This is a genomic window from Paracidovorax sp., assembly GCF_057642795.1.
The window spans coordinates 25,860-47,007 of sequence record NZ_JBXYZY010000003.1; the positions used below are offsets into that span (position 1 = coordinate 25,860).

17 protein-coding genes and 2 tRNA genes are annotated in these 21,148 nt (G+C 63.5%); 12 read left to right on the forward strand and 7 right to left on the reverse strand.

Annotated features, from left to right (window positions below):
• Positions 1-52: 52 nt before the first annotated feature.
• The 8 genes from AC3A84_RS03930 to AC3A84_RS03965 all read left to right on the forward strand — a co-directional run bounded on the left by AC3A84_RS03930 (position 53) and on the right by AC3A84_RS03965 (position 11,760).
• A complete protein-coding gene (locus AC3A84_RS03930; RefSeq protein WP_487968506.1) occupies positions 53-3,184 on the forward strand; it encodes an efflux RND transporter permease subunit in 3,132 nt (1,043 codons plus the stop codon).
• A 91-nt stretch (positions 3,185-3,275) separates the two neighbouring features.
• Positions 3,276-3,362 (forward strand) — tRNA-Leu (locus AC3A84_RS03935).
• Positions 3,363-3,424: 62 nt separating this feature from the next.
• The gene (gene tig / locus AC3A84_RS03940; protein ID WP_487968443.1) at positions 3,425-4,738 is read left to right on the forward strand and encodes a trigger factor; all 1,314 of its coding nucleotides are present in this window, start codon (positions 3,425-3,427) and stop codon (positions 4,736-4,738) included.
• A 132-nt stretch (positions 4,739-4,870) separates the two neighbouring features.
• Positions 4,871-5,479, forward strand: coding sequence for an ATP-dependent Clp endopeptidase proteolytic subunit ClpP (gene clpP / locus AC3A84_RS03945; RefSeq protein ID WP_092940345.1), 609 nt, complete (start codon positions 4,871-4,873; stop codon positions 5,477-5,479).
• A gap of 101 nt (positions 5,480-5,580) precedes the next feature.
• A complete protein-coding gene (clpX, locus tag AC3A84_RS03950) occupies positions 5,581-6,846 on the forward strand; it encodes an ATP-dependent Clp protease ATP-binding subunit ClpX (RefSeq protein ID WP_487968444.1) in 1,266 nt (421 codons plus the stop codon).
• 136 nt (positions 6,847-6,982) lie between these two features.
• The gene (gene lon, locus AC3A84_RS03955) at positions 6,983-9,418 is read left to right on the forward strand and encodes an endopeptidase La (RefSeq protein ID WP_487968445.1); all 2,436 of its coding nucleotides are present in this window, start codon (positions 6,983-6,985) and stop codon (positions 9,416-9,418) included.
• A 96-nt stretch (positions 9,419-9,514) separates the two neighbouring features.
• Positions 9,515-9,590, forward strand: a tRNA-Gly gene (locus AC3A84_RS03960).
• Positions 9,591-9,816: 226 nt separating this feature from the next.
• On the forward strand, positions 9,817-11,760 hold the full coding sequence (locus AC3A84_RS03965; protein WP_017642575.1) for a tyrosine-type recombinase/integrase: 1,944 nt from the start codon (positions 9,817-9,819) through the stop codon (positions 11,758-11,760).
• A 48-nt stretch (positions 11,761-11,808) separates the two neighbouring features.
• On the opposite strand, the gene AC3A84_RS03970 is transcribed toward AC3A84_RS03965, so the two are convergent.
• Entirely contained in the window at positions 11,809-12,450 is a 642-nt protein-coding gene (locus tag AC3A84_RS03970) for a substrate-binding domain-containing protein (protein ID WP_023110687.1), read from the reverse strand.
• A 95-nt stretch (positions 12,451-12,545) separates the two neighbouring features.
• On the opposite strand from AC3A84_RS03970, the gene AC3A84_RS03975 reads away from it, so the two are divergent.
• Entirely contained in the window at positions 12,546-12,854 is a 309-nt protein-coding gene (locus AC3A84_RS03975; RefSeq protein WP_017642573.1) for a helix-turn-helix domain-containing protein, read from the forward strand.
• Positions 12,855-12,880: 26 nt separating this feature from the next.
• Here the strand turns inward: AC3A84_RS03975 and AC3A84_RS03980 are convergent, their stop codons facing one another.
• Entirely contained in the window at positions 12,881-13,774 is an 894-nt protein-coding gene (locus AC3A84_RS03980) for a LysR family transcriptional regulator (protein WP_003821171.1), read from the reverse strand.
• A gap of 320 nt (positions 13,775-14,094) precedes the next feature.
• Complete coding sequence (gene hppD, locus AC3A84_RS03985; protein WP_003821169.1) at positions 14,095-15,183, reverse strand: 4-hydroxyphenylpyruvate dioxygenase; 1,089 nt, start codon at positions 15,181-15,183, stop codon at positions 14,095-14,097.
• A 131-nt stretch (positions 15,184-15,314) separates the two neighbouring features.
• Here hppD and AC3A84_RS03990 point away from each other — a divergent pair, with 131 nt between their 5' ends.
• Both AC3A84_RS03990 and AC3A84_RS03995 read left to right on the forward strand, forming a co-directional pair.
• Entirely contained in the window at positions 15,315-15,797 is a 483-nt protein-coding gene (locus AC3A84_RS03990) for an Lrp/AsnC family transcriptional regulator (RefSeq protein ID WP_033471055.1), read from the forward strand.
• 100 nt (positions 15,798-15,897) lie between these two features.
• Entirely contained in the window at positions 15,898-16,092 is a 195-nt protein-coding gene (locus AC3A84_RS03995; RefSeq protein WP_003821167.1) for a heavy-metal-associated domain-containing protein, read from the forward strand.
• Between the two features lie 74 nt (positions 16,093-16,166).
• Here the strand turns inward: AC3A84_RS03995 and AC3A84_RS04000 are convergent, their stop codons facing one another.
• The 4 genes from AC3A84_RS04000 to AC3A84_RS04015 form a co-directional block, all read right to left on the reverse strand.
• Positions 16,167-16,925: a MauE/DoxX family redox-associated membrane protein gene (locus AC3A84_RS04000; RefSeq protein ID WP_017642570.1), complete on the reverse strand. Its 759-nt coding sequence runs from the start codon at positions 16,923-16,925 to the stop codon at positions 16,167-16,169.
• 223 nt (positions 16,926-17,148) lie between these two features.
• Complete coding sequence (fdx, locus tag AC3A84_RS04005) at positions 17,149-17,487, reverse strand: ISC system 2Fe-2S type ferredoxin (protein ID WP_003821165.1); 339 nt, start codon at positions 17,485-17,487, stop codon at positions 17,149-17,151.
• 15 nt (positions 17,488-17,502) lie between these two features.
• A complete protein-coding gene (cueR, locus tag AC3A84_RS04010) occupies positions 17,503-17,982 on the reverse strand; it encodes a Cu(I)-responsive transcriptional regulator (RefSeq protein ID WP_003821164.1) in 480 nt (159 codons plus the stop codon).
• A gap of 15 nt (positions 17,983-17,997) precedes the next feature.
• Positions 17,998-20,487, reverse strand: coding sequence for a heavy metal translocating P-type ATPase (locus AC3A84_RS04015; protein WP_085967106.1), 2,490 nt, complete (start codon positions 20,485-20,487; stop codon positions 17,998-18,000).
• A gap of 241 nt (positions 20,488-20,728) precedes the next feature.
• Here AC3A84_RS04015 and AC3A84_RS04020 point away from each other — a divergent pair, with 241 nt between their 5' ends.
• A complete protein-coding gene (locus AC3A84_RS04020; RefSeq protein WP_015912826.1) occupies positions 20,729-21,085 on the forward strand; it encodes an ArsR/SmtB family transcription factor in 357 nt (118 codons plus the stop codon).
• Positions 21,086-21,148 lie beyond the last annotated feature (63 nt).

Consider the following 21,148-nt stretch of genomic DNA (forward strand, 5'->3'; position numbering starts at 1 on the left):
CTTCAACCTCTCGCGCTGGGCGCTGGAGCATGTGGCGCTCACGCGCTACCTCATGGTCGCCCTGCTGCTGCTGGGCGTGGGGGCCTATTTCCAGCTGGGCCAGGACGAGGACCCGCCCTTCACCTTCCGCGCGATGGTGGTGCGCACCAACTGGCCCGGCGCCACGGCCCAGCAGGTGGCCGAGCAGGTCACCGACAAGCTCGAACGCACGCTGCAGGAGGTGCCCTACGCCGACAAGATCCGCAGCTATTCCAAGCCGGGCGAGTCGATGATCATCCTGAACCTGAAGGATTCATCACCGCCCGCCGAGGTGGCGGGCGTCTGGTACACGGTGCGCAAAAAGATCGGTGACATGCGCTACACGCTGCCGCAGGGCGTGCAGGGGCCGTTCTTCAACGACGACTTCGGCGACGTCTATGGCGTGATCTACGCGCTGGAGGCCGACGGCTTCAGCTATGCCGAGCAGAAGGCTTTTGCCGACGAGGTGCGCCAGCAGCTGCTGCGCGTGCGCGACGTGGCCAAGGTCGAGCAGTTCGGCGTGCAGGACGAAAAGCTCTACATCGAGATCTCGCAGAGCCGCCTGTCGCAACTGGGGCTGGACATGAACCAGGTGCTGGCGCAGCTGGGCCAGCAGAACGCGGTGGAGAGCGCGGGTTCTATCCAGACGCCGCTCGATCAGGTGCAGTTGCGCGTGGGCGGGCAGTTCAATTCGGTCGAGCAGCTGCGCACGATGCCGATCCGCGGCGCCTCGGGCGCGCAGCTGCGGCTGGGCGATATCGCCGAAGTCCGGCGCGGCTATGTGGACCCGGTCACGCAGAAGGTGCACCACCAGGGGCGCGAGGTGATCGCGCTGGGTGTTTCCATGGCCAAGGGCGGCGACATCGTGCGCCTGGGCAAGGCGCTGCACGAAGCCACGGCGCGCATCGAAAAGACGCTGCCGGCCGGCGTGCGGCTGGTGAACGTGCAGGACCAGCCCCGCGCCGTGTCCGATTCGGTGGGCGAATTCGTCAAGGTGCTGATCGAGGCCGTGGTCATCGTGCTGGCCGTGAGCTTCCTGAGCCTGGGGCTGCACAAGCGCCCCGGCCCGCAGCCTCTCTGGCGCCGTTACACGCTCGACGTGCGCCCGGGGCTGGTGGTGGGCATCACCATTCCGCTGGTGCTGGCGGTCACCTTCCTGGCCATGTGGTACTGGAACATCGGGCTGCACAAGATCTCGCTGGGCTCGCTCATCATTGCCCTGGGCCTGCTGGTGGACGACGCCATCATCGCGGTGGAGATGATGGTGCTGAAGATGGAGGAGGGCTACGACAAGCTGCGCGCGGCCACCTTCGCTTATGAGATCACCGCCATGCCCATGCTGACGGGCACGCTCATCACGGCCGCGGGCTTTCTGCCCATCGGCATCGCCAAGTCGATCACGGGCGAATACACCTTCGCCATCTTTGCGGTCACCGTGATCGCGCTGGTGATTTCGTGGTTCGCGTCGGTCTATTTCGTGCCCTACCTGGGCATGTTGTTGCTGCGCCGCCCGGCCCATCACGCTCCGGCCGCAGGCACCGCCGAAGCTGTCGAGGGGGCCGGGGCCCAAGAGCATGGCCATGTCCACCACGACGTGTTCGACAGCCCCTTCTACAACCGCTTCCGCCGCATGGTGAACTGGTGCGTGCGGCACCGCTGGATCACCATCGGTGCCACGCTGCTGACCTTCGCGCTGGGCATCGTCGGCATGGGACGCGTGCAGCAGCAGTTCTTCCCGGATTCGAGCCGGCCCGAGATCCTGGTGGACCTGTGGTTCCCCGAGGGCACCTCGTTTGAGGCCAACGAAGAGGTCACCCGGCGCGTGGAGCAACGGGTGCTCCAGGAGTCCGGCGTCAACACGGTCAGCACCTGGGTGGGGTCGGGCGTGCCCCGGTTCTATCTGCCTTTGGACCAGATCTTTCCGCAGTCCAACGTTTCGCAGCTCATCGTGGTGCCACGCGACCTGACCACGCGTGAGCAGCTGCGCCAGTCGCTGCCGCAGCTGCTGGCGCGGGAATTCCCCGAAGCGCGTGCTCGCACCAAGCTGCTGCCCAACGGCCCGCCTGTGGCGTACCCCGTGCAGTTCCGCGTGATCGGGCCCGACCCTGGGGTGCTGCGCCAGCACGCCGATGAAGTGCGCAAGCTGATGCGCGAGCATCCTCAGATGCGCGGCGTGAACGACAACTGGAACGAGTCCATCAAGGTCATGCGGTTAGAGGTGGACCAGGACAAGGCACGCGCCCTGGGTGTGACCAGCCAGTCCATCGCCCAGGCCGCACGCGTGGCCTTCGCTGGAAGCACCGTGGGCCAGTACCGTGAGGGCGATCGGCTGATCGACATCGTGCTGCGCCAGCCCCTGGACGAGCGCCGCGCCATCACCGACGTGGCCAATGCCTACCTGCCCACTGCCTCGGGGCGCTCGGTGCCGCTCACCCAGGTGGCCAAGCCGGTGTTCACCTGGGAGCCGGGCGTGATGTGGCGCGAGAACCGCGACTACGCCATCACCGTGCAGGGCGACGTCATCGAGGGGCTGCAGGGCGCCACGGTCACCAATGCGCTGCTGCCTTCGCTGCGCCAACTCGAAGCCGGCTGGCATGCCGCAGGCCAGGGCGGCTACCGCATCGAGGTGGCGGGTGCGGTGGAAGAGAGCTCCAAGGGCTCGGCCTCCATCGTGGCCGGGCTGCCGGCCATGCTGTTCATCGTGTTCACGCTGCTCATGCTGCAGCTGCAGAGCTTCAGCCGCGCGATGCTGGTCTTCCTGACCGGGCCGCTGGGCATCGCCGGCGTGGCCGGCGCCCTGCTGGTGCTTGGCCGGCCCTTCGGCTTCGTGGCCCTGCTGGGGGTGATCGCGCTCATGGGCATGATCCAGCGCAACTCGGTGATCCTGATTGACCAGATCGAGAGCGACCGCGCGCGCGGCGTGCCCGCGTGGGATGCCATCGTCGAATCCGCCGTGCGCCGGCTGCGGCCCATCGTGCTCACCGCGGCGGCGGCCGTGCTGGCGATGATCCCGCTCTCGCGCAGCGTGTTCTGGGGGCCTATGGCCGTGGCCATCATGGGCGGGCTGATCGTGGCGACCGTGCTCACGCTGCTCGCGTTGCCCGCGATGTATGCCGCCTGGTTCCGCGTGCGCAGGCCCGAAGACGAGTCCGCGCGGGCCGTTTGAGCCGGCCTCGCGCCGACAAGGCTAAAATCGTGGGCTAACCAATTTCACACAGATGGCTGGCACTGCCTGCCGCCTGTTTGTCTGAAGAAATGCGCGGGTGGCGAAATTGGTAGACGCACCAGGTTTAGGTCCTGACGCCAGCAATGGTGTGGGGGTTCGAGTCCCCCCCCGCGCACCACGCAAGCGGCCGCCGCAACGAGGCGGCCGCACGCGTTCATCCATTCAAATCTAGGAAGAGCCATGGCAGTTACTGTTGAAACCCTTGAGAAGCTCGAGCGCAAGATCACGCTGAGCCTGCCCGTCACCAGCATCCAGTCCGAAGTGGACGCGCGCCTCAAGCGCCTGGCCCGCACCGTCAAGATGGACGGCTTCCGTCCTGGCAAGGTGCCGATGAACGTTGTCGCCCAGCGTTATGGCTACTCCGTGCAGTACGAGGTGCTGAATGACAAGGTCGGCGAAGCCTTCGCCCAGGCTGCCAACGAAGCCAACCTGCGCGTGGCCGGCCAGCCCCGCATCACCGAGAAGGAAGGCGCTCCCGAAGGCCAGGTGACCTTCGACGCCATCTTCGAAGTGTTCCCCGACGTCAAGATCGGTGACCTGTCTGAAGCCGAAGTCGAGAAGCTCACGGCCGAAGTGACCGACAGCGCCATCGACAAGACCGTGGACATCCTGCGCAAGCAGCGTCGCACCTTCGCGCAGCGCGCCATGGGCTCGGCCGCCGAAGATGGCGACCGCGTGACCGTGGACTTCGAAGGCAAGATCGACGGTGAAGTCTTCCAGGGCGGCAAGGCCGAAGACTTCCAGTTCCTGGTCGGCGAAGGCCAGATGCTCAAGGAATTCGAAGACGCCGTGCGCGGCATGAAGACCGGTGAAAGCAAGACCTTCCCGCTGGCCTTCCCCGCTGACTACCACGGCAAGGATGTGGCCGGCAAGACGGCTGACTTCCTGGTCACCGTGAAGAACATCGAAGCCGCACACCTGCCCGAAGTCAACGAACAGCTGGCCAAGTCGCTCGGCATCGCCGACGGCACCGTGGACGGCCTGCGCGCCGACATCAAGAAGAACCTGGAGCGCGAAGTCAAGTTCCGCATCCTGGCCCGCAACAAGCAAGCCGTGATGGACGCGCTGGTGTCCAAGTCCGAACTGGACCTGCCCAACGCCAGCGTGCAGGCCGAAATCGCCCGCCTGCTGGAAGGTGCCCGTGCCGACCTGAAGCAGCGCGGCATCAAGGACGCCGACAAGGCCGAGATCCCGGATGACGTGTTCCGCCCGCAAGCCGAGCGCCGCGTGCGCCTGGGCCTGGTGGTGGCCGAACTGGTCCGCGCCAACGACCTGCATGCCAAGCCCGAGCAGCTGAAGGCTCACGTCGATGAGCTGGCTGCCAGCTACGAGAAGCCGGAAGATGTGGTGCGCTGGTACTTCGGCGACCGTCAGCGTCTGGCTGAAGTGGAAGCCGTCGTGGTCGAGAACAATGTGACCGACTTCGTGCTGAGCAAGGCCAAGGTGTCCGAGAAGGCCGTCTCGTTCGACGAGCTGATGGGCCAGCAGGGCTGATGAAGCGGCGCATCGCCCAGGGTTCTGCTCCGGGCTGACGCCGTTTGGAAGGGGCTTGTGCTTTGCGGCGCAAGCCCCAAATCATTTCTGGATACAGTATTGTCCGACCGCACAAACAAGGGTTGAGTAAACATGAGCGCACTGGAAACACAGGCTCTGGGCATGGTGCCCATGGTCATCGAGCAGTCGGGCCGCGGCGAGCGGTCCTACGACATCTACTCGCGCCTGCTCAAGGAGCGGATCATCTTCCTGGTGGGCGAGGTCAATGACCAAACCGCCAACCTGGTGGTGGCGCAGCTGCTGTTCCTGGAGAGCGAGAACCCCGATAAGGACATCTCCTTCTACATCAACTCCCCCGGTGGCAGCGTGACGGCCGGCATGGCGATCTACGACACCATGCAGTTCATCAAGCCCGACGTGTCCACCATGTGCGTGGGCTTCGCAGCCAGCATGGGCGCTTTCCTGCTGGCGGCCGGCGCCAAGGGCAAGCGCTTCTCGCTGCCCAACTCCAAGATCATGATCCATCAGGTGCTGGGCGGCGCGCGCGGCCAGGCCACGGATATCGAGATCCATGCACGGGATATCCTGCGTACGAAGGACCAGATGAACCGTATCCTGGCTGAACGTACCGGCCAGCCGCTGGAGAAGGTCAAGGCCGACACCGAGCGCGACTACTTCCTGACCGCCGACGAAGCCAAGGATTACGGCCTGGTGGATCAGGTGATCGCCAAGCGTCCCTGATCGCCCCTCACCGTCGAGAGCGGCGTTTCCCCACGAGGGGAGGCGCCGCTTTTTATTTCGTTATCATCTTGACACTTCCCCTGTCATAAGGCATTGCCCCCATGGCCGAGAAAAAAGGCTCCTCCAGCGAAAAAACCCTCTACTGCTCTTTCTGCGGCAAAAGCCAGCATGAAGTGAAGAAGCTGATCGCCGGTCCGTCTGTCTTTATCTGCGACGAGTGCATTGACCTGTGCAACGAGATCATTCGCGATGAGCTGCCCGCAGGCGACTGCGTGCGCGACACGCGCGGCGATCTGCCCACGCCCGCAGAGATCAAGGCCAACCTGGATAACTACGTCATCGGCCAGGATGTCGCCAAGCGCACGCTGGCCGTGGCGGTCTACAACCACTACAAGCGCCTGCGCCACAAGGACAAGGCCGGTAAGGACGACGTCGAGCTGTCCAAGAGCAACATCCTGCTGATCGGCCCCACCGGCTCCGGCAAGACGCTGCTCGCCCAGACCCTCGCGCGCATGCTGGACGTGCCTTTCGTCATGGCCGACGCCACGACGCTGACCGAGGCCGGCTATGTAGGCGAGGACGTCGAGAACATCGTCCAGAAGCTGCTGCAGAGCTGCAACTACGAGGTCGAGCGCGCCCAGCGCGGCATCGTCTATATCGACGAAATCGACAAGATCTCGCGCAAGTCCGACAACCCCAGCATCACGCGCGACGTGTCGGGCGAAGGCGTGCAGCAGGCCTTGCTCAAGCTGATCGAAGGCACCATGGCCAGCGTGCCGCCCCAGGGCGGGCGCAAGCACCCGAATCAGGACTTCCTGCAGATCGACACGACCAACATCCTGTTCATCTGCGGCGGCGCGTTCGCTGGCCTCGAGAAGGTGATCGAGAACCGTACCGAAGCCTCCGGCATCGGCTTCGGCGCATCGGTCAAGAGCAAGAAGCAGCGTTCGCTGACCGAAGTCTTCACCGAGATCGAACCGGAAGACCTGATCAAGTTCGGACTGATTCCCGAACTGGTCGGCCGCATGCCGGTCGTCACGGCCCTGGCCGAGCTCAGCGAAGACGCGCTGGTCGAGATCCTGACCGAGCCCAAGAACGCGCTGGTCAAGCAGTACAGCCGGCTGTTGTCGATGGAAGGCGTGGATCTGGAGATCCGCCCGGCCGCGCTCAAGGCTATCGCCCGCAAGGCGCTGGCGCGCAAGACGGGCGCCCGCGGCCTGCGTTCCATCCTGGAGCAGTCGCTGATCGGCACCATGTTTGACCTGCCCAATGCCACGAACGTCGAGAAGGTCGTGGTGGATGAATCGACCATCGACGAGAACAAGCCGCCGCTGCTGGTCTATCGCGAGGCGGCCAAGAAGGCCTGACGCCATCGTGCTGCGGGGCCCCCGGGTGTGCCCCCTGCATGAGCCTTCGGCGGCGGTATTGGAGACATGCCGTCATGCCGAGGGTTGAAAATTTACGTCTGCGGACCACCTTCCACAGAGCTTCATGAGGATTTCCATGTCCGGACACACCCCCCTGCCTTCATCCCCACTCGATCTGCCGCTCCTGCCCCTGCGCGACGTGGTGGTCTTTCCCCACATGGTGATCCCGCTCTTCGTCGGGCGTGCCAAGAGCATCAAGGCGCTGGAACTGGCCATGGACGGCGACCGCCGCATCATGCTGGTGGCGCAGAAGGCTGCCGCCAAGGACGAGCCGCTGGTGTCGGATATGTTCGACGTGGGCTGCGTCTCCACCATCCTGCAGATGCTGAAGCTGCCCGACGGCACCGTGAAGGTACTTGTGGAAGGCCAGCAGCGCGCCGTGGTGAAGTCCATCGAGGACGCCGAGACCCACTTCACCGCCACTGTCAGCCCGGTCGAGGCGACCGATGACGGCCACAAGCCCAGCGAGATCGAGGCGCTGCGCCGCGCCGTGATGCAGCAGTTTGACCAGTACGTCAAGCTGAACAAGAAGATCCCGCCGGAGATCCTGACCTCGATCTCCAGCATCGACGACCCGGGCCGTCTGGCCGACACCATCGCCGCGCACCTGCCGCTCAAGCTCGAGAACAAGCAGGCCGTGCTGGACCTCGCCGACGTCAAGCTGCGCCTGGAAAACCTCTTCGAACAGCTCGACCGTGAGGTGGACATCCTCAACGTGGACAAGAAGATCCGCGGCCGTGTGAAGCGGCAGATGGAGAAGAACCAGCGCGACTTCTACCTGAACGAGCAGGTCAAGGCCATCCAGAAGGAACTCGGCGAAGGCGAAGAGGGCGCCGACATCGAAGAAGTCGAGAAGAAGATCAAGGCCGCCAAGATGCCGGCCGAGGCGCGCAAGAAGGCCGAAGGCGAGCTCAAGAAGCTCAAGCTGATGTCGCCCATGTCGGCCGAGGCCACCGTGGTGCGCAACTACATCGACGTGCTCACGGGCCTGCCGTGGAGCAAGAAGACCAAGATCAAGCACGACCTGCCCAATGCCGAGGAAGTGCTCAACGAAGACCACTACGGCCTGGACAAGGTCAAGGACCGCATCCTCGAATACCTCGCGGTGCAGCAGCGCGTGGACAAGGTCAAGGCGCCCATCCTGTGCCTGGTCGGCCCACCGGGTGTGGGCAAGACCTCGCTCGGCCAGTCGATCGCCAAGGCCACGGGGCGCAAGTACGTCCGCATGGCGCTGGGCGGCATGCGTGACGAGGCCGAGATCCGCGGCCACCGCCGCACCTACATCGGCGCCATGCCGGGCAAGGTGCTGCAGAGCCTGAACAAGGTCGGCACGCGCAATCCGCTCTTCCTGCTCGACGAGATCGACAAGCTGGGCACTGATTTCCGCGGCGACCCCTCCAGCGCGCTGCTGGAAGTGCTGGACCCGGAGCAGAACCACAAGTTCGGCGATCACTACGTCGAGGTGGATTTCGACCTGTCGGACGTGATGTTCGTCGCCACGTCGAACTCGATGAACATCCCGCCGGCGCTGCTGGACCGCATGGAGGTCATCCGCCTCTCGGGCTACACCGAGGACGAGAAGACCAACATCGCCATGCGCTACCTGCTGCCCAAGCAGCTGACCAACAACGGCGTCAAGGACGAAGAGCTGCGCGTGACCGAAGAGGCCGTGCGCGACGTGGTGCGCTACTACACCCGCGAAGCCGGCGTGCGTTCGCTGGAGCGCGAGCTCTCCAAGATCTGCCGCAAGGTGGTCAAGGGCCTGCAGCTCAAGAAGCTGGAGCCGCAGGTGGTGGTCACGGCCGACAACCTGCCCGACTACCTGGGCGTGCGCAAGTACACCTATGGCCGCGCCGAGGAGCAGAACCAGGTCGGCCAGGTGGTCGGCCTCGCCTGGACCGAAGTGGGCGGCGATCTGCTGACCATCGAGGCGGCGACCATGCCCGGCAAGGGCGTGATCACCCGCACCGGGTCGCTGGGCGACGTGATGAAGGAATCGGTGGAGGCCGCGCGCACCGTGGTCCGCAGCCGCGCACGCCAGCTGGGCATCCGCGACGAAGCCTTCGAAAAGCGTGATGTCCACATCCACGTGCCTGACGGCGCCACGCCCAAGGACGGTCCGAGCGCCGGCGCCGCGATGGCGACGGCCTTCGTGTCGGCGCTGACCGGTATCCCGGTGCGCGGCGACGTGGCCATGACCGGCGAGATCACCTTGCGCGGCGAGGTGACGGCGATCGGTGGCCTCAAGGAGAAGCTGCTGGCGGCTCTGCGCGGCGGCATCAAGACGGTGCTGATCCCCGAAGAGAACGTGAAGGATCTCCAGGAGATTCCCGACAACGTGAAGCAGGGGCTGAACATCGTTCCGGTGCGCTGGATCGACAAGGTGCTGGAAGTAGCCCTCGAGCGCAAGCCCATCGCGCTGACGGACGAAGAGGTGGCTGCTGCGGCGGCCGTGGCGACCGCGGCCGTGGACAAGCCGCAGGCGGGCGCTCCGGACTCCGTGAAGCACTGATCTTCATCTGTTCGAAAAATTGTTGAGCGACCTAAAAATTGCGCTACAATTCATCCCATCGATGCAAACGTTGTACAATGTGAGGCTTCGGTAAATGCGGGAATAGCTCAGTTGGTAGAGCGCAACCTTGCCAAGGTTGAGGTCGAGAGTTCGAGACTCTTTTCCCGCTCCAAATTATGATCTACAGACTTCTACTGACGTCTGTAAGTCATTGAAAAAAGGGGCTTCGGCCCCTTTTTCCATTCCAGCGAGCGCCACGGAAATCCACCCACAGCTACCGTTTTTGAGTGACCAATTGAGGCACAAGAATACGGGTGGGACGGCTACCGGATAGTTGCTGGGGCTGAGCGGGAACCATGACGAGCATAGGGCCTAAGTCATTACTTAGGAGCCTCGAAATGGCACTCTCTGATCTGACCGTCCGGCAGGCAAGAACCACCGGAAAACGCTACACCCTCTCCGATAATGACTGCCTGGGCCTGATGGTCTCTGCTGCAGGCGGTAAGTCGTGGATGTTTCGCTACTACTGGCTGGGCAAGCAAAAACGTATGTCCCTGGGCGGATATCCTGCCCTCAGCTTGCGCGAGGCCCGCGCCGAGCGGGATAAGGCCCAAGCCCTGCTTGCCAGGGGGGTTGATCCGCAAATCGAGCGTGACCAGCGCCGGCACGCGGCCAAATTGGCGGGTGAATACACCTTTAGGAACGTTTTTGATGCCTGGGTCGAGCATCGCCGCAAGGAACTCAAGGAAGGCCGCCAGAGCACCCTGTCGCAGATTCTGCGCATCTTCAACAAGGACGTGCTGCCCGCCTTAGGGAAGATGTCGATCTACGACATTCGCCGCCCTCAGCTCCTGGGAGTTCTGGCGGCGATCGAGAAGCGCAAAGCGTTCACCACCGCCGAGAAGGTTCGCACCTGGTTCAACCAGATGTTCCGCTATGCCTTGGTCGTTGCCGAGGGCTTGGAGGTCAACCCTGCTGCTGACCTGGATGTGGTGGCCGAACCCAAGCCCCCGGTGACCCACAATCCCTATCTGCACCTGCCCGAGATGCCCGAGTTCCTTCAGAAGCTTCGGCTCTACACCCCCCGCGGCTGGCAGACCCAGCTTGGTGTGCGGCTGCTGTTGTTAACTGGGGTGCGGACGGGCGAATTGCGGCTGGCCGAGCCTGAGCAGTTCGACCTCGACCGCGGCTTGTGGATCATCCCGCCACAATTCGTCAAGCAGCTCCAGGACGAAATGCGCAAGGCCGGTAAGCGGCCGCAGGACGTGCCGCCCTACATCGTGCCCCTCTCTCTGCAGGCCATCGAGATCGTGCGCTATCTTCTGAGCGCGATGCGGCCGGCGCAGAAGTACTTGTTGGCTCATACCAGCGAACTCAAGAAGCGCATCAGCGAAAATACGCTGAACAAGGCCTTGCAGCTCATGGGTTACGAGGGGCGCCTGACCGGGCACGGCATCCGCGGCACCATCTCGACGGCGCTCAACGAAATCGGCTATCCGAAAATTTGGGTGGATGCACAGCTATCGCACTCCGACCCCAACAAGGTCAGCTCGGCCTACAACCACGCCAAATACGTGGAGCCGAGGCGCCGGATGATGCAGGACTGGGCCGATCGCCTCGACCTGCTCGAACAGGGCGAGGTAGAAGCTGCGAGCGCACACCTGACCATCCGCATCGATGGGGTGCCTGCGATGGCAGAAGTGGAAGAGGCGGTGGGTGCGGCCCCCATCGTGGCCGAGCCCCCTGTGCCCGGCGTGCAGTCCCTTGTCGCAACGCCCATTGTCGTCACTTCGAGCAGCGGCGGAATCACGTTCCGGAGACTGTCGCATCTGCCGCCGCCTCCGGTGCATGTCCCAGAGCCGGAAGTGTCCGCGATCCAGCGCGAGCGCGAGGAAATGCTGGCTATCTATGAGTCGCCGAACAGCCTGCCGGTCCCGTTGTTCGGCAAGCTGGCCGGGAAGTCCAAGGACCAGATCAACCGCGAACTGAAAGCCGGAAAGTTGCTGGCTATCAGCCTTGGCAATCGGGGACAGCGTGTTCCGGACTGGCAACTGGTGCCGCTCAAACACAGGCTGGCCCAGGTGCTCATGAACCAGTGCCCGCACGCGGATTCTTGGGGACTTTACCGCATGCTGACCCAGCCGCACCCTGACCTGGGCGATCGCGCCGCCATCGATGCGGTCACGCCGACCAACGTGCCGGCGATCGTACGGGTCATCATGGGCGACTACCAGCATCACGAGGATGTGCCCAAGGCCGTCGCCCCGCAGCCCGTCCCGGAAGATGTGCGGCAGAGCGTTCGTAGGCTAGTGGACAGCGCTGTGGTGATCGAGGGAACCTAATCCACGGGTCAGCCTATGGCCGGGATGACGCTTCCGGCCGTAGGCCCATCACCTTGCACCTTCCCCAGCAATCTGTAGCGCTCTACGCTCGAACCGCTTGGCAGCAGAATCGGCTTGCGCGTGGGGCCGTTGGAGGTACGTCACGATATTGTAGGGGCCATCGGCGAGCGGTCGCATGCCGATCCCCCATTGATGGGCACGCTCGATGCGCGATTGCGCGCATACGCCGATGCCGTAGCCGGATGAGACCCACAGCGCCATCATCTCGAATGAAGTTGCAGACAGGATGTTCTCTTGGTCCACTGGCATGAGGGAGGCCAACCTCTCGTCCAGCAAGGGGCAAGCCTCCACCCGCCAGCGATAGATTGGATAATCCTGAAGATCTGAGATGGTGAGCTTCGCCTGGTTAACTAAGCGGGACCGCGGTGGTATCGCAACGGCCATGCTTTCGCACCATAGCCTCCGGCTACTCGTCAGGTGATCCCCCGCACCGCTAAGAGATAGTCCCGCGTCGTAGCGGCCCTCCTGCAGGCCCGTCATCAACTCTTGATCCGAAACTTCACGCACGGCCATCGCGACGCCCGGCTCCTGCGCTCGCTGCAGTGCAAGCAGCGCCGACAGCCGTGAAGACGGTACACCTGGCGCTATGGCGAGTGTGAAATTCGGGGGCGGACTGATGACGTCATGCATGGATACCCCCAAAGAGGCGGCGGGAGGGGATCGAAAAGATCTACCGACATCATACTAAAGAGATATCTTTAACGTGGTTAAAGATCAGTGATTCCATGACGCTTCTGCGAATGCAGAAGCGCACTATTCGGCCTGGACGGCCCGCCGGAGTAACCACCTATGAGTCCGCACCGGCGTTGGCGTTCGGGCAAGCGGTGCGAGCCGCTCGCCTGGATCAGGGGATTGCTCAGGATGAGTTCGCGGGCTTGGCGGGGATCGCGCGTTCGCACATGGGCAAGATTGAGCGCGGCGAGCACATGCCGACACTCGCTCTCATTCTAAAAATTTCCCTGGCTCTCAAGATCAGCTCGGCCGAACTGATGACGGCCACGGAGCGCAACCTCTACCTTCAGGGCGATGCGTGACGCCGGGTGTGGCGCAGGCGCCGTAGCTAATCGCTCTTTGGCGAACGCAAACGCTCGATGAAGCGCTCTACGGGAACGGATAGTCCGCTACCGCCTTCGGGCCGAAGCAGGTAGGTGATGATGACGGCCGAATCGAGCGCCAACGGCCGGATCACCACGTCGGGACGTTGGCATACCGCGATTCGGGTCGCCGTTGCGAAGCCGATGCCGTAACCAGCTCCGACCAACGTGAGCATCATGTCCAGCGACGAGACATGCTCAACGATGGTGGACTCGCGCTCCAGGGGATGTAGCAGCCGGGTCAATTCGCGGCAGTAGCCCTCGCAAAGCTGCGGATCGCACATCACCAGCGGGTAACTCACGAGTTCACGTAGCGACACTTCCTTGTGGGCCAGCAACGGGTGCCGGATCGGCAAGGTCACCACCAGCGGGTCCTGCCAGATGGGCTCCGTCACCAGTCCGTCGCCGACGTCCGCAGTGTGTGCGAAACCGATCGCGAAGTCGCCGGATCGCAGCCCCCGCAACTGTTCCGCCAGGGTGACCTCGGAGAGCCGTATTTCGATCTCCGGCTCCTCCTGGCGGCACAGGGCAAGAAGTGCAGACAGCCGCGGGTCGATGGCGCCATCGGAGATGGCGATGCGCACGCTGCCTCTTAGGCCTGCGGCGATCGCCCTGACGTTTTCTCGTGCCTGCTCCAGGTTGGTGAACAGCCGGCGAATGTCCTGAAGGAAGGTGGTACCCGCTGGCGTCAACCGCGTTCCCCGCCGATCGCGGTCAAAGAGCAGCACCCCCAGTTCGTCTTCCAATTCCTTGATCGTGCGGGACAGCGGCGGCTGCTCGATGTGCAAGCGCTCCGCAGCACGGGTGAAATGCAGCTCTTCGGCGAGAGCCACGAAGCAGCGCAAATGACGAAGTTCCATGGGCACGTCCTTCAGCAATCCTGGTCATTGGGTTGGCCACGGCGCATTGCTGCCGAAGTGCGCTTAGAGGGGGCGAGGTAGTGCTGGGTCCCTCTTCAGGGCGAGGAAAAAGGCCATCGGTGTATCTGAATAAGAATACATATGTTCATATATTAACTCAAGTCAAGAGTGGTAGCAACTGTTTCGGAACGTGACGCCGAACCCAACCCGCTCAATGCTTGAGCGGCTAAGGCCGTACTGACGCCAAAGTAGCGCGAGCCCACAGAGGGGCTCGCGAGATGTAGGACCGAAGGCGCTCTGCCTTCATGGAAAAGCCCAAATCAGGCCGGGTTGATTTCCAACGAGCCACGGTTGATCTGGTCGCGTTCCATCGACTCGAACAAGGCGCCGAAGTTTCCTTCGCCGAAGCCCTCGCGGTAGTTGCCCTTGCGCTCGATGAACTCGAAGAACACCGGGCCAAGCAGCGGCTCGGAGAATATCTGCAGCAGCAGGCGGGGCTGGCCGCCTTCGGTCGTGCCGTCGAGCAGAATGCCGCGCGCCTGCAACTCGGGCACGGGCTGGCCATGGCCGGGCAGGCGCTTTTCCAAGTTTGCGTAATAGATGTCGTTGGGGGCGGTCAGCAGCGGGATACCGGCCATCTGCACGCGGTCGAGCGCATCGAGTAGGTTGTCGCACAGCAGGGCGATGTGCTGGATGCCCTCGCCGCTGAACTGCATCAAGAATTCCTCAATCTGGCCGCCGCCCTGGCGTGCTTCCTCGTTCAGCGGGATGCGGATCAGGCCGTCCGGCGCGCTCATCGCCTTGGAAGCCAGGCCGGTGTACTCGCCGTTGATGTCGAAGTAGCGGATCTCCTGGAAGTTGAAGAACTTCGTGTAGAAGTCGGCCCAGTACGTCATGCGGCCGCGATAGACGTTGTGTGTGAGGTGATCGACGATCGAGAAGCCGTGGCCTTTGGGACGGCGATCCACACCGGGTAGGAATTCGAAGTCGATGTCGTAGATGGACTTGCCGTCCTCGAAGCGATCGATCAGGTACAGCGGCGCGCCGCCGATGCCCTTGATCGCCGGTAGGCGCAACTCCATCGGGCCAGTGGGAATGTCCATCGGCTGCGCGCCCAGCTCCAGCGCGCGGTGGTAGGCCTTGTGCGAATCCTTGACGCGGAACGCCAGCCCGCAGGGGCTGGGGCCGTGCTCGCCCGCGAAATACGCCGCCTGGCTTTTAGGCTCGCGGTTGACGATGAAGTTGATGTCGCCCTGGCGGTAGAGCGATACGTCCTTGGAGCGATGCCGGGCCACCTCGGTGAAGCCGAGCTTCTCGAACAGCGGCTCCAGCACGCCGGGCGTCGGCGAGGCGAACTCGACGAATTCAAAGCCGCACAGGCCCATCGGGTTGTCAAAAAGGTCGGTCATCAGGGGTGTCTCTCTTGGGTTTGGGGTGGAAATCTGGACACCCTAGATGGTAAGAAAAAGCCCGCACATCATTTCTGCAAAATCAATTGCAAATAGACTTCTTGATGCCTGATTCCTGCGTGGTGAAAGAAATGAGCACAGAAATAGTCCTTGATGGTACGGATAGACGCCTTATTGATGCATTGCAACGCAATGGAAGGTCCACCTTCGACGAACTGGCCGAACACGCAAGCCTGTCGTCCTCGGCCACGCTGAGGCGGGTGCGCCGCCTCGAAGAGGCTGGCGTCATCGCCGGCTATGTGGCCCTGGTGCACCCCGAACGCATCGGCCTCACCCTCACGGCCTACCTGAACGTGCGCCTCGAAAAGCACTCTGATTCGCACAAGCGCAACCCCATGGACGTGTTCCGCGCGTCGGTTCAGAACTGGCCCGAGGTGGTGGAGTGCCACGCGCTGACCGGCGACATGGACTACCTGTTGCGGGTGGTCGTCAGAGATATGGCCCACTACTCCCGCTTCGTGCTCGATACGCTGCTCAAGCACCCCAGCGTGCAAGACTGCAAGACCAGCTTCGTGCTGGACCGCGTGAAGAGCACCACGGCCTTGCCCCTATGAACATTCGGCAGGTTGGTGTGGCGGGGATGCAAATAGCGCTTGACCTTCCAACCGTGGCAAGGATCAAACTTTAAGCATCCCAACCCGAAAGGAGTTTTCCATGCAATTCCATCTCGAAGACATGACCTGCGGCGGCTGCGCCCGCACTGTGACGAAAACGATCCAAACGATCGACCCCAACGCCAAGATCGTTACGGACCCGCCGACCCGCCGTGTCGAGGTCCAGACCTCGGCCTCGCAAGAGCAGATCGCCGCGGCCCTGAGCGAAGCTGGCTTCCCGCCGCGCGCGCAGTAACACCGCGTCGTGGCCGGCATGCACACAGGACGGCCGATGCGAGCACGTGCGCTGCGCCATATCTGGCGCGGCGCTCAGTGCATCCCAAGGTAGGCGACCTTGGCCCACATCCACAGGGCCATCGCCACCATCATCAGGTTCTCGGTCAGGGACACGAAGTCCAGCGGCACGTTGCTGTCCCCGCCCACGCAGGCGCACTTGAGTTCCCGGCGATCGACATAGACCGCCTTGAAAACCGACACGGCCCCGACGGTCCCGATGAACAGCGCCAACGGAATCGACACCCACATCCCCACGCCCGCGACCATCAGGACGCCTGCGATGGCCTCCGCGAACGGGTAGAAATAGGCATACCGAACCCAGCGCTTGGCCAGCAGGTCGTAGTTGAGGAACATCGTCGCGAAGCCGTCCACGTCCTTGAGCTTCTGCAGCGCCAGGAGACACATGGCAAAGGCCACGAGCCACTCTGCCGCCTGAATGCTCCAGAGCTGGCCGAAGGCCGCCCAGCTCGCCGCCAGCGCCATCGCGGCCGCCATGGCGAACAGCGCGATCACAGGGGTGTAGGTCACGGCGTTCTTGTCCTTCACGGACATGCCGAAGAATTTGCGTAGGTCGTCGTAGCCGCCCACGCGCCGCCCGTTTATGAAGACCTGGGGCGTGGTCTCGACGCCATGCTCCTTCTTGAACGCATCCGTCTGCTCGCGGCTCGCCAAGTGTTTGTCCTCGACCTCGTAGCCCTTGCGTTTGAGCAGATCGAGCGACTTCAGCCCGTAGGGGCAGGTATGGCCGGGCATGACCATTCGGTAGAGCGTGGCTAGCTTGGGCGCAGACATGCAGGACTTCTCCTGTGTGACTTTCCATGGGCCGGCCGTCACGGATTTAAGGACGTTGATGACCTTTCCAGCCTAACCGACGACCGTGCAAAGGGAGTGTAGACACCTGGCTCGCGGGTTGGTCTGGCCCACGGGTTGGTTATCTGGCTGCAATGCCGTCAGTCCTCCATCTGCCAGAGCAACCCTGCCGCAGGCCGGTGCGCCTGAGGCAGCACGCAGGCTCCTAGTGGTTCTCCTTGGCATGGTTGATCGTGTACTTGGGGATCTCGACGGTCAGGTCTTCGGTCGCAACGATGGCCTGGCAGCTCAGCCGCGACTGCGCCTCCAGTCCCCAGGCCCGGTCGAGCAGATCATCCTCGCACTCCTCGACTTCGTTTAGAGAATTAAACCCCTTGCGCACGATGCAGTGACAGGTCGTGCAGGCACAGCTCATGTCGCAGGCATGCTCGATCTCGATGCCGTTGTCCAGCAGGGCCTCGCAGATCGAAGTGCCTGCTGGCACGTTCAGTTCGGCTCCCTCGGGAGCCAGTTCAGGATGGGGCAAGACTGTGATTTTGGGCATATCTCTCCTGGCTGCTCAGTGCGCACGCGGCTTTTTTCCTGCTGCGTTGGCTCGCGCGCGGCGCGGCACTGCGCCAGTGCGCGCTTCGGGCTTGTTGTCACTGGTATCGGGCTGCTCCAGCGTGTGCAGGATCGGGCAGTCGGGCCGTTCGTCGCCGGCGCAACACCGGATCAGCGCCTTGAGCGTCGCGGCCATCTCCAGCATGCTCTCGATGCGCCGGTCCAACTCGTCGATGTGTTGCTGGGCCAGACGCTTTACATCAGCACTCTGGCGCGACTTGTCATTCCACAGTCCCAGCAAGTCCGTGATCTCGGCTACCGAGAAGCCGAGGTCGCGCGAACGCCGGATGAAATGCAACCGGTGAACGTCGTCCTGGGTATAGGCGCGGTAGCCCGAATCGGTGCGGTCAGCCGGAGGGATCAGACCGATTTGCTCGTAGTAGCGGATCATTTTGGCCGAGACCTTCGAGGCCTTGGATGCTTCACCGATGTTCATGGTGTTCCTCCTTTCTCAATGAGCGGTATCCGCCGCCAGCGGCGGCTGGAAGCGGCGCAGGCGCAGCGCGTTTCCGAGCACGAACACGCTGGACAGCGCCATCGCGCCAGCCGCGAAGATCGGCGACAACAGCACACCGTATGCGGGGTACAGGACGCCAGCGGCCACCGGGATCAGGGCCGTGTTGTAGCCAAACGCCCAGAACAGGTTCTGGCGGATGTTGCCGATGGTCGCCTTGGACAGCGCGATGGCGTTGGGCACGCCCTGCAGGTTGCCCGACATCAGCACTACGTCGGCCGACTCCACCGCCACGTCGGTGCCGGTGCCGATGGCCAGGCCCACGTCGGCCTCGGCCAGCGCCGGGGCGTCGTTGATGCCGTCGCCCACGTAGGCGATCTGGCCGTGGCTGGCTTTCAGCCGGCGCACGGCTTCGACCTTGCCCTCGGGCAGCACTTCGGCCACCACCTCGTCGATGCCCAGTTGCTTGGCGATGGCCTGCGCGGTACGCGCGTTGTCGCCGGTGATCATCGCCACCTTCAGGCCGAGCTGGTGCAGCGCGGCAATGGCCGCGGGCGTGCTGGACTTGATCGGATCGGCCACCGCGATGATGGCGGCCAGCCGGCCGTCGATCGAGGCGTACAGCGGCGACTTGCCCTCGTTGCCTAGGCGCTCGGCCGTGCGAGCGAAGCCGCCCACGTCCAACCCCAGCTCACGCATGAAGCGATCGGCACCGACCTCGACACGCGCGCCGTCCACGGTGGCGCGCACGCCCATGCCCGTGACCGAATCGAAGTCTGTCATCGTCGGCAGCGCGATGCCACCTTCCACGGCCGACTCGACGATGGCGCGTGCGATCGGATGCTCCGAGCGCGATTCCACGGCGGCGACCTTCGCCAGCACCTGGTTGCGGTCAAAGCCGTCGGCAATCTCCAGGTCGGTCAGGACCGGGCGGCCCTCGGTCAGCGTGCCGGTCTTGTCCACGGCCACCACCTTGGCGTCCTTGAGCAGTTGCAGGGCTTCACCCTTGCGGAACAGCACGCCCATCTCAGCGCCCCGGCCCGTGCCGACCATGATGGAGGTCGGCGTCGCCAGACCCATGGCGCACGGGCAGGCAATGATCAGCACCGCCACGGCATTGACCAGCGCGAAGGACAGCGCGGGCGACGGGCCGAACACCAGCCAGACCAGGAAGGTCAGCACGGCGGCCAGCATGACGGCGGGCACGAACCACAGCGTCACCTTGTCCACCACGGCCTGGATCGGCAGCTTGGAACCTTGCGCCTGCTCGACCATGCGGATGATCTGCGCCAGCATGGTCTGACCGCCCACGGCGGTGGCACGCAGCGTCAGCGCACCCTTCTGGTTGACGGTGCCGCCGACCACGGTGCTGCCTTCCGCCTTTTCGACGGGAATCGGCTCGCCGGTGATCATCGACTCGTCCACGAAGCTGCGGCCCTCGGTCACTTCACCATCGACCGGCACGCGCTCGCCGGGGCGCACTTCCACGATGTCGCCCTGCGCCACGTCGTTGATCGGGATGTCCACGATGCGGCCGTCGCGCAGCACGTGCGCCTCCTTGGCCTGTAGGCCGACCAGGCGCTTGATGGCCTCGGAGGTGCGGCCCTTGGCCCGTGCCTCAAGAAAGCGGCCCAGCAGGATCAGCGCCACGATGACGGCGGCCGCCTCGTAGTACACGTTCACCGTGCCGGCCGGCAGCAGACTGGGCGCGAACGTGGCGACCATCGAATAGCCGAAGGCCGCGGCCGTGCCGACCGCGACCAGCGAGTTCATGTCGGGACCCAGGCGGAACAGCGCCGGGAAGCCCTTCTCGTAGAAGCGCCAGCCCGGAATGGCGAGCACCAGCAGGGTCAGCACGAACTGCAGATACCAGCTCTGCTGGATGCCGATGGTGGAAGCCACCCACTCGTGCATGCCGGGAATCATGTGCGAGCCCATTTCGAGCACGAACACAGGCAGCGCCAGCACGGCGGCCAGGGTCAGGTCGCGCTTGAGTTCGGCGCGCTCGGCGTCCTTTTTCTCGGCGGCTTCCTCGTCGGCCTGCATGCTGGTATCGACAGGGCTGGCCTCGTAGCCGACCTTATCGACAGCCGCGATTAGATCCTGCACGGATGCCACACCACGCACGGTAGCGCGCTCGGTCGCCAGATTGACCACAGCCTCAGTGACGCCCGGCACCGCCTTGAGCGCCTTCTCGACGCGGCCCACGCACGAAGCGCAGGTCATGCCTCCGATCGCCAGCTCGATGGTGCCCTGAGGCACGTCGTACCCTACCTTCTCGATCGCCTGGATCAGCGCCATGCGATCGACAGCACGGTTCAGGCGAATGTCCGCTCGCTCGGTGGCGAGATTGACAGACACGCTTGCCACGCCCTCGACCTTGGCAAGGGCGGCCTCGACTCGGCCGACGCAGCTTGCGCAGGTCATGCCCTCGATGGGCAGGCTGATTGCCGCTGCTTGGCCGCCAGCACTACTCGTTGTTGCCATGCTCATGGTGTGCTTCCCATAGTTGAAATTCGACATGGAGGGAGCTTAGGGTTTACCATCGTGGGAAGGTCAAGCGCTTTTTCGGATGCTGTCAGGTTTCAGAAATGACCCGGTGCACGGGGAACGGAGGCCTTGCCTGCCAGGCTCGCACTGGTTCTTTGCTGCGCGCGCCTAAGCGGCCGCTGCCTTGTTAATTCTGAAGGGCGAAAACAGCCATTCGAGGTTAGGAAATATTTTAAAAATGAATACAAGTAAGCCATTCAGTACCCCACCGAAGGGTCCCAGCGCCGATTTGGAATCGCTGTCACAGAATGACGTGACCATCTTGGCTGAGACATTCCGCCTCCTGGGTGACCCGTCCCGGCTGAGAATCATGCTGTGCTGCATGAAAGGCTCTTCCTCGGTCGGGGACATCGCTGAAACCCTCGAACTCTCGCAGTCGCTGGTGAGCCACCACCTGCGGCTGCTGCGCGGTGCTCGCCTGGTCAAGGGCGTGCGCCAAGCCAAACAGATCTTCTATGAGGTGGCGGACAAGCACGTGAACCAGGTGCTGCTGGATATGGCCACCCACATCGCGGAAGACCACAACGACGAGTAACTGTTGGGCATAGCATGCCGTTGCGGCGTGGCCTACGTTCCATGGCGATATGCGCCCCACCGC

Bases quoted from the DNA above. Each gene is read 5' to 3' on its own strand.
- AC3A84_RS03930 (WP_487968506.1), top strand. From the start codon at position 53: ATGGTCGCCCTGCTGCTGCTGGGCGTGGGGGCCTATTTCCAGCTGGGC.
- tig (WP_487968443.1), top strand. From the start codon at position 3,425: ATGGCAGTTACTGTTGAAACCCTTGAGAAGCTCGAGCGCAAGATCACG.
- clpP (WP_092940345.1), top strand. From the start codon at position 4,871: ATGAGCGCACTGGAAACACAGGCTCTGGGCATGGTGCCCATGGTCATC.
- clpX (WP_487968444.1), top strand. From the start codon at position 5,581: ATGGCCGAGAAAAAAGGCTCCTCCAGCGAAAAAACCCTCTACTGCTCT.
- lon (WP_487968445.1), top strand. From the start codon at position 6,983: ATGTCCGGACACACCCCCCTGCCTTCATCCCCACTCGATCTGCCGCTC.
- AC3A84_RS03965 (WP_017642575.1), top strand. From the start codon at position 9,817: ATGGCACTCTCTGATCTGACCGTCCGGCAGGCAAGAACCACCGGAAAA.
- AC3A84_RS03970 (WP_023110687.1), bottom strand. From the start codon at position 12,450: ATGCATGACGTCATCAGTCCGCCCCCGAATTTCACACTCGCCATAGCG.
- AC3A84_RS03975 (WP_017642573.1), top strand. From the start codon at position 12,546: ATGACGCTTCTGCGAATGCAGAAGCGCACTATTCGGCCTGGACGGCCC.
- AC3A84_RS03980 (WP_003821171.1), bottom strand. From the start codon at position 13,774: ATGGAACTTCGTCATTTGCGCTGCTTCGTGGCTCTCGCCGAAGAGCTG.
- hppD (WP_003821169.1), bottom strand. From the start codon at position 15,183: ATGACCGACCTTTTTGACAACCCGATGGGCCTGTGCGGCTTTGAATTC.
- AC3A84_RS03990 (WP_033471055.1), top strand. From the start codon at position 15,315: ATGAGCACAGAAATAGTCCTTGATGGTACGGATAGACGCCTTATTGAT.
- AC3A84_RS03995 (WP_003821167.1), top strand. From the start codon at position 15,898: ATGCAATTCCATCTCGAAGACATGACCTGCGGCGGCTGCGCCCGCACT.
- AC3A84_RS04000 (WP_017642570.1), bottom strand. From the start codon at position 16,925: ATGTCTGCGCCCAAGCTAGCCACGCTCTACCGAATGGTCATGCCCGGC.
- fdx (WP_003821165.1), bottom strand. From the start codon at position 17,487: ATGCCCAAAATCACAGTCTTGCCCCATCCTGAACTGGCTCCCGAGGGA.
- cueR (WP_003821164.1), bottom strand. From the start codon at position 17,982: ATGAACATCGGTGAAGCATCCAAGGCCTCGAAGGTCTCGGCCAAAATG.
- AC3A84_RS04015 (WP_085967106.1), bottom strand. From the start codon at position 20,487: ATGGCAACAACGAGTAGTGCTGGCGGCCAAGCAGCGGCAATCAGCCTG.
- AC3A84_RS04020 (WP_015912826.1), top strand. From the start codon at position 20,729: ATGAATACAAGTAAGCCATTCAGTACCCCACCGAAGGGTCCCAGCGCC.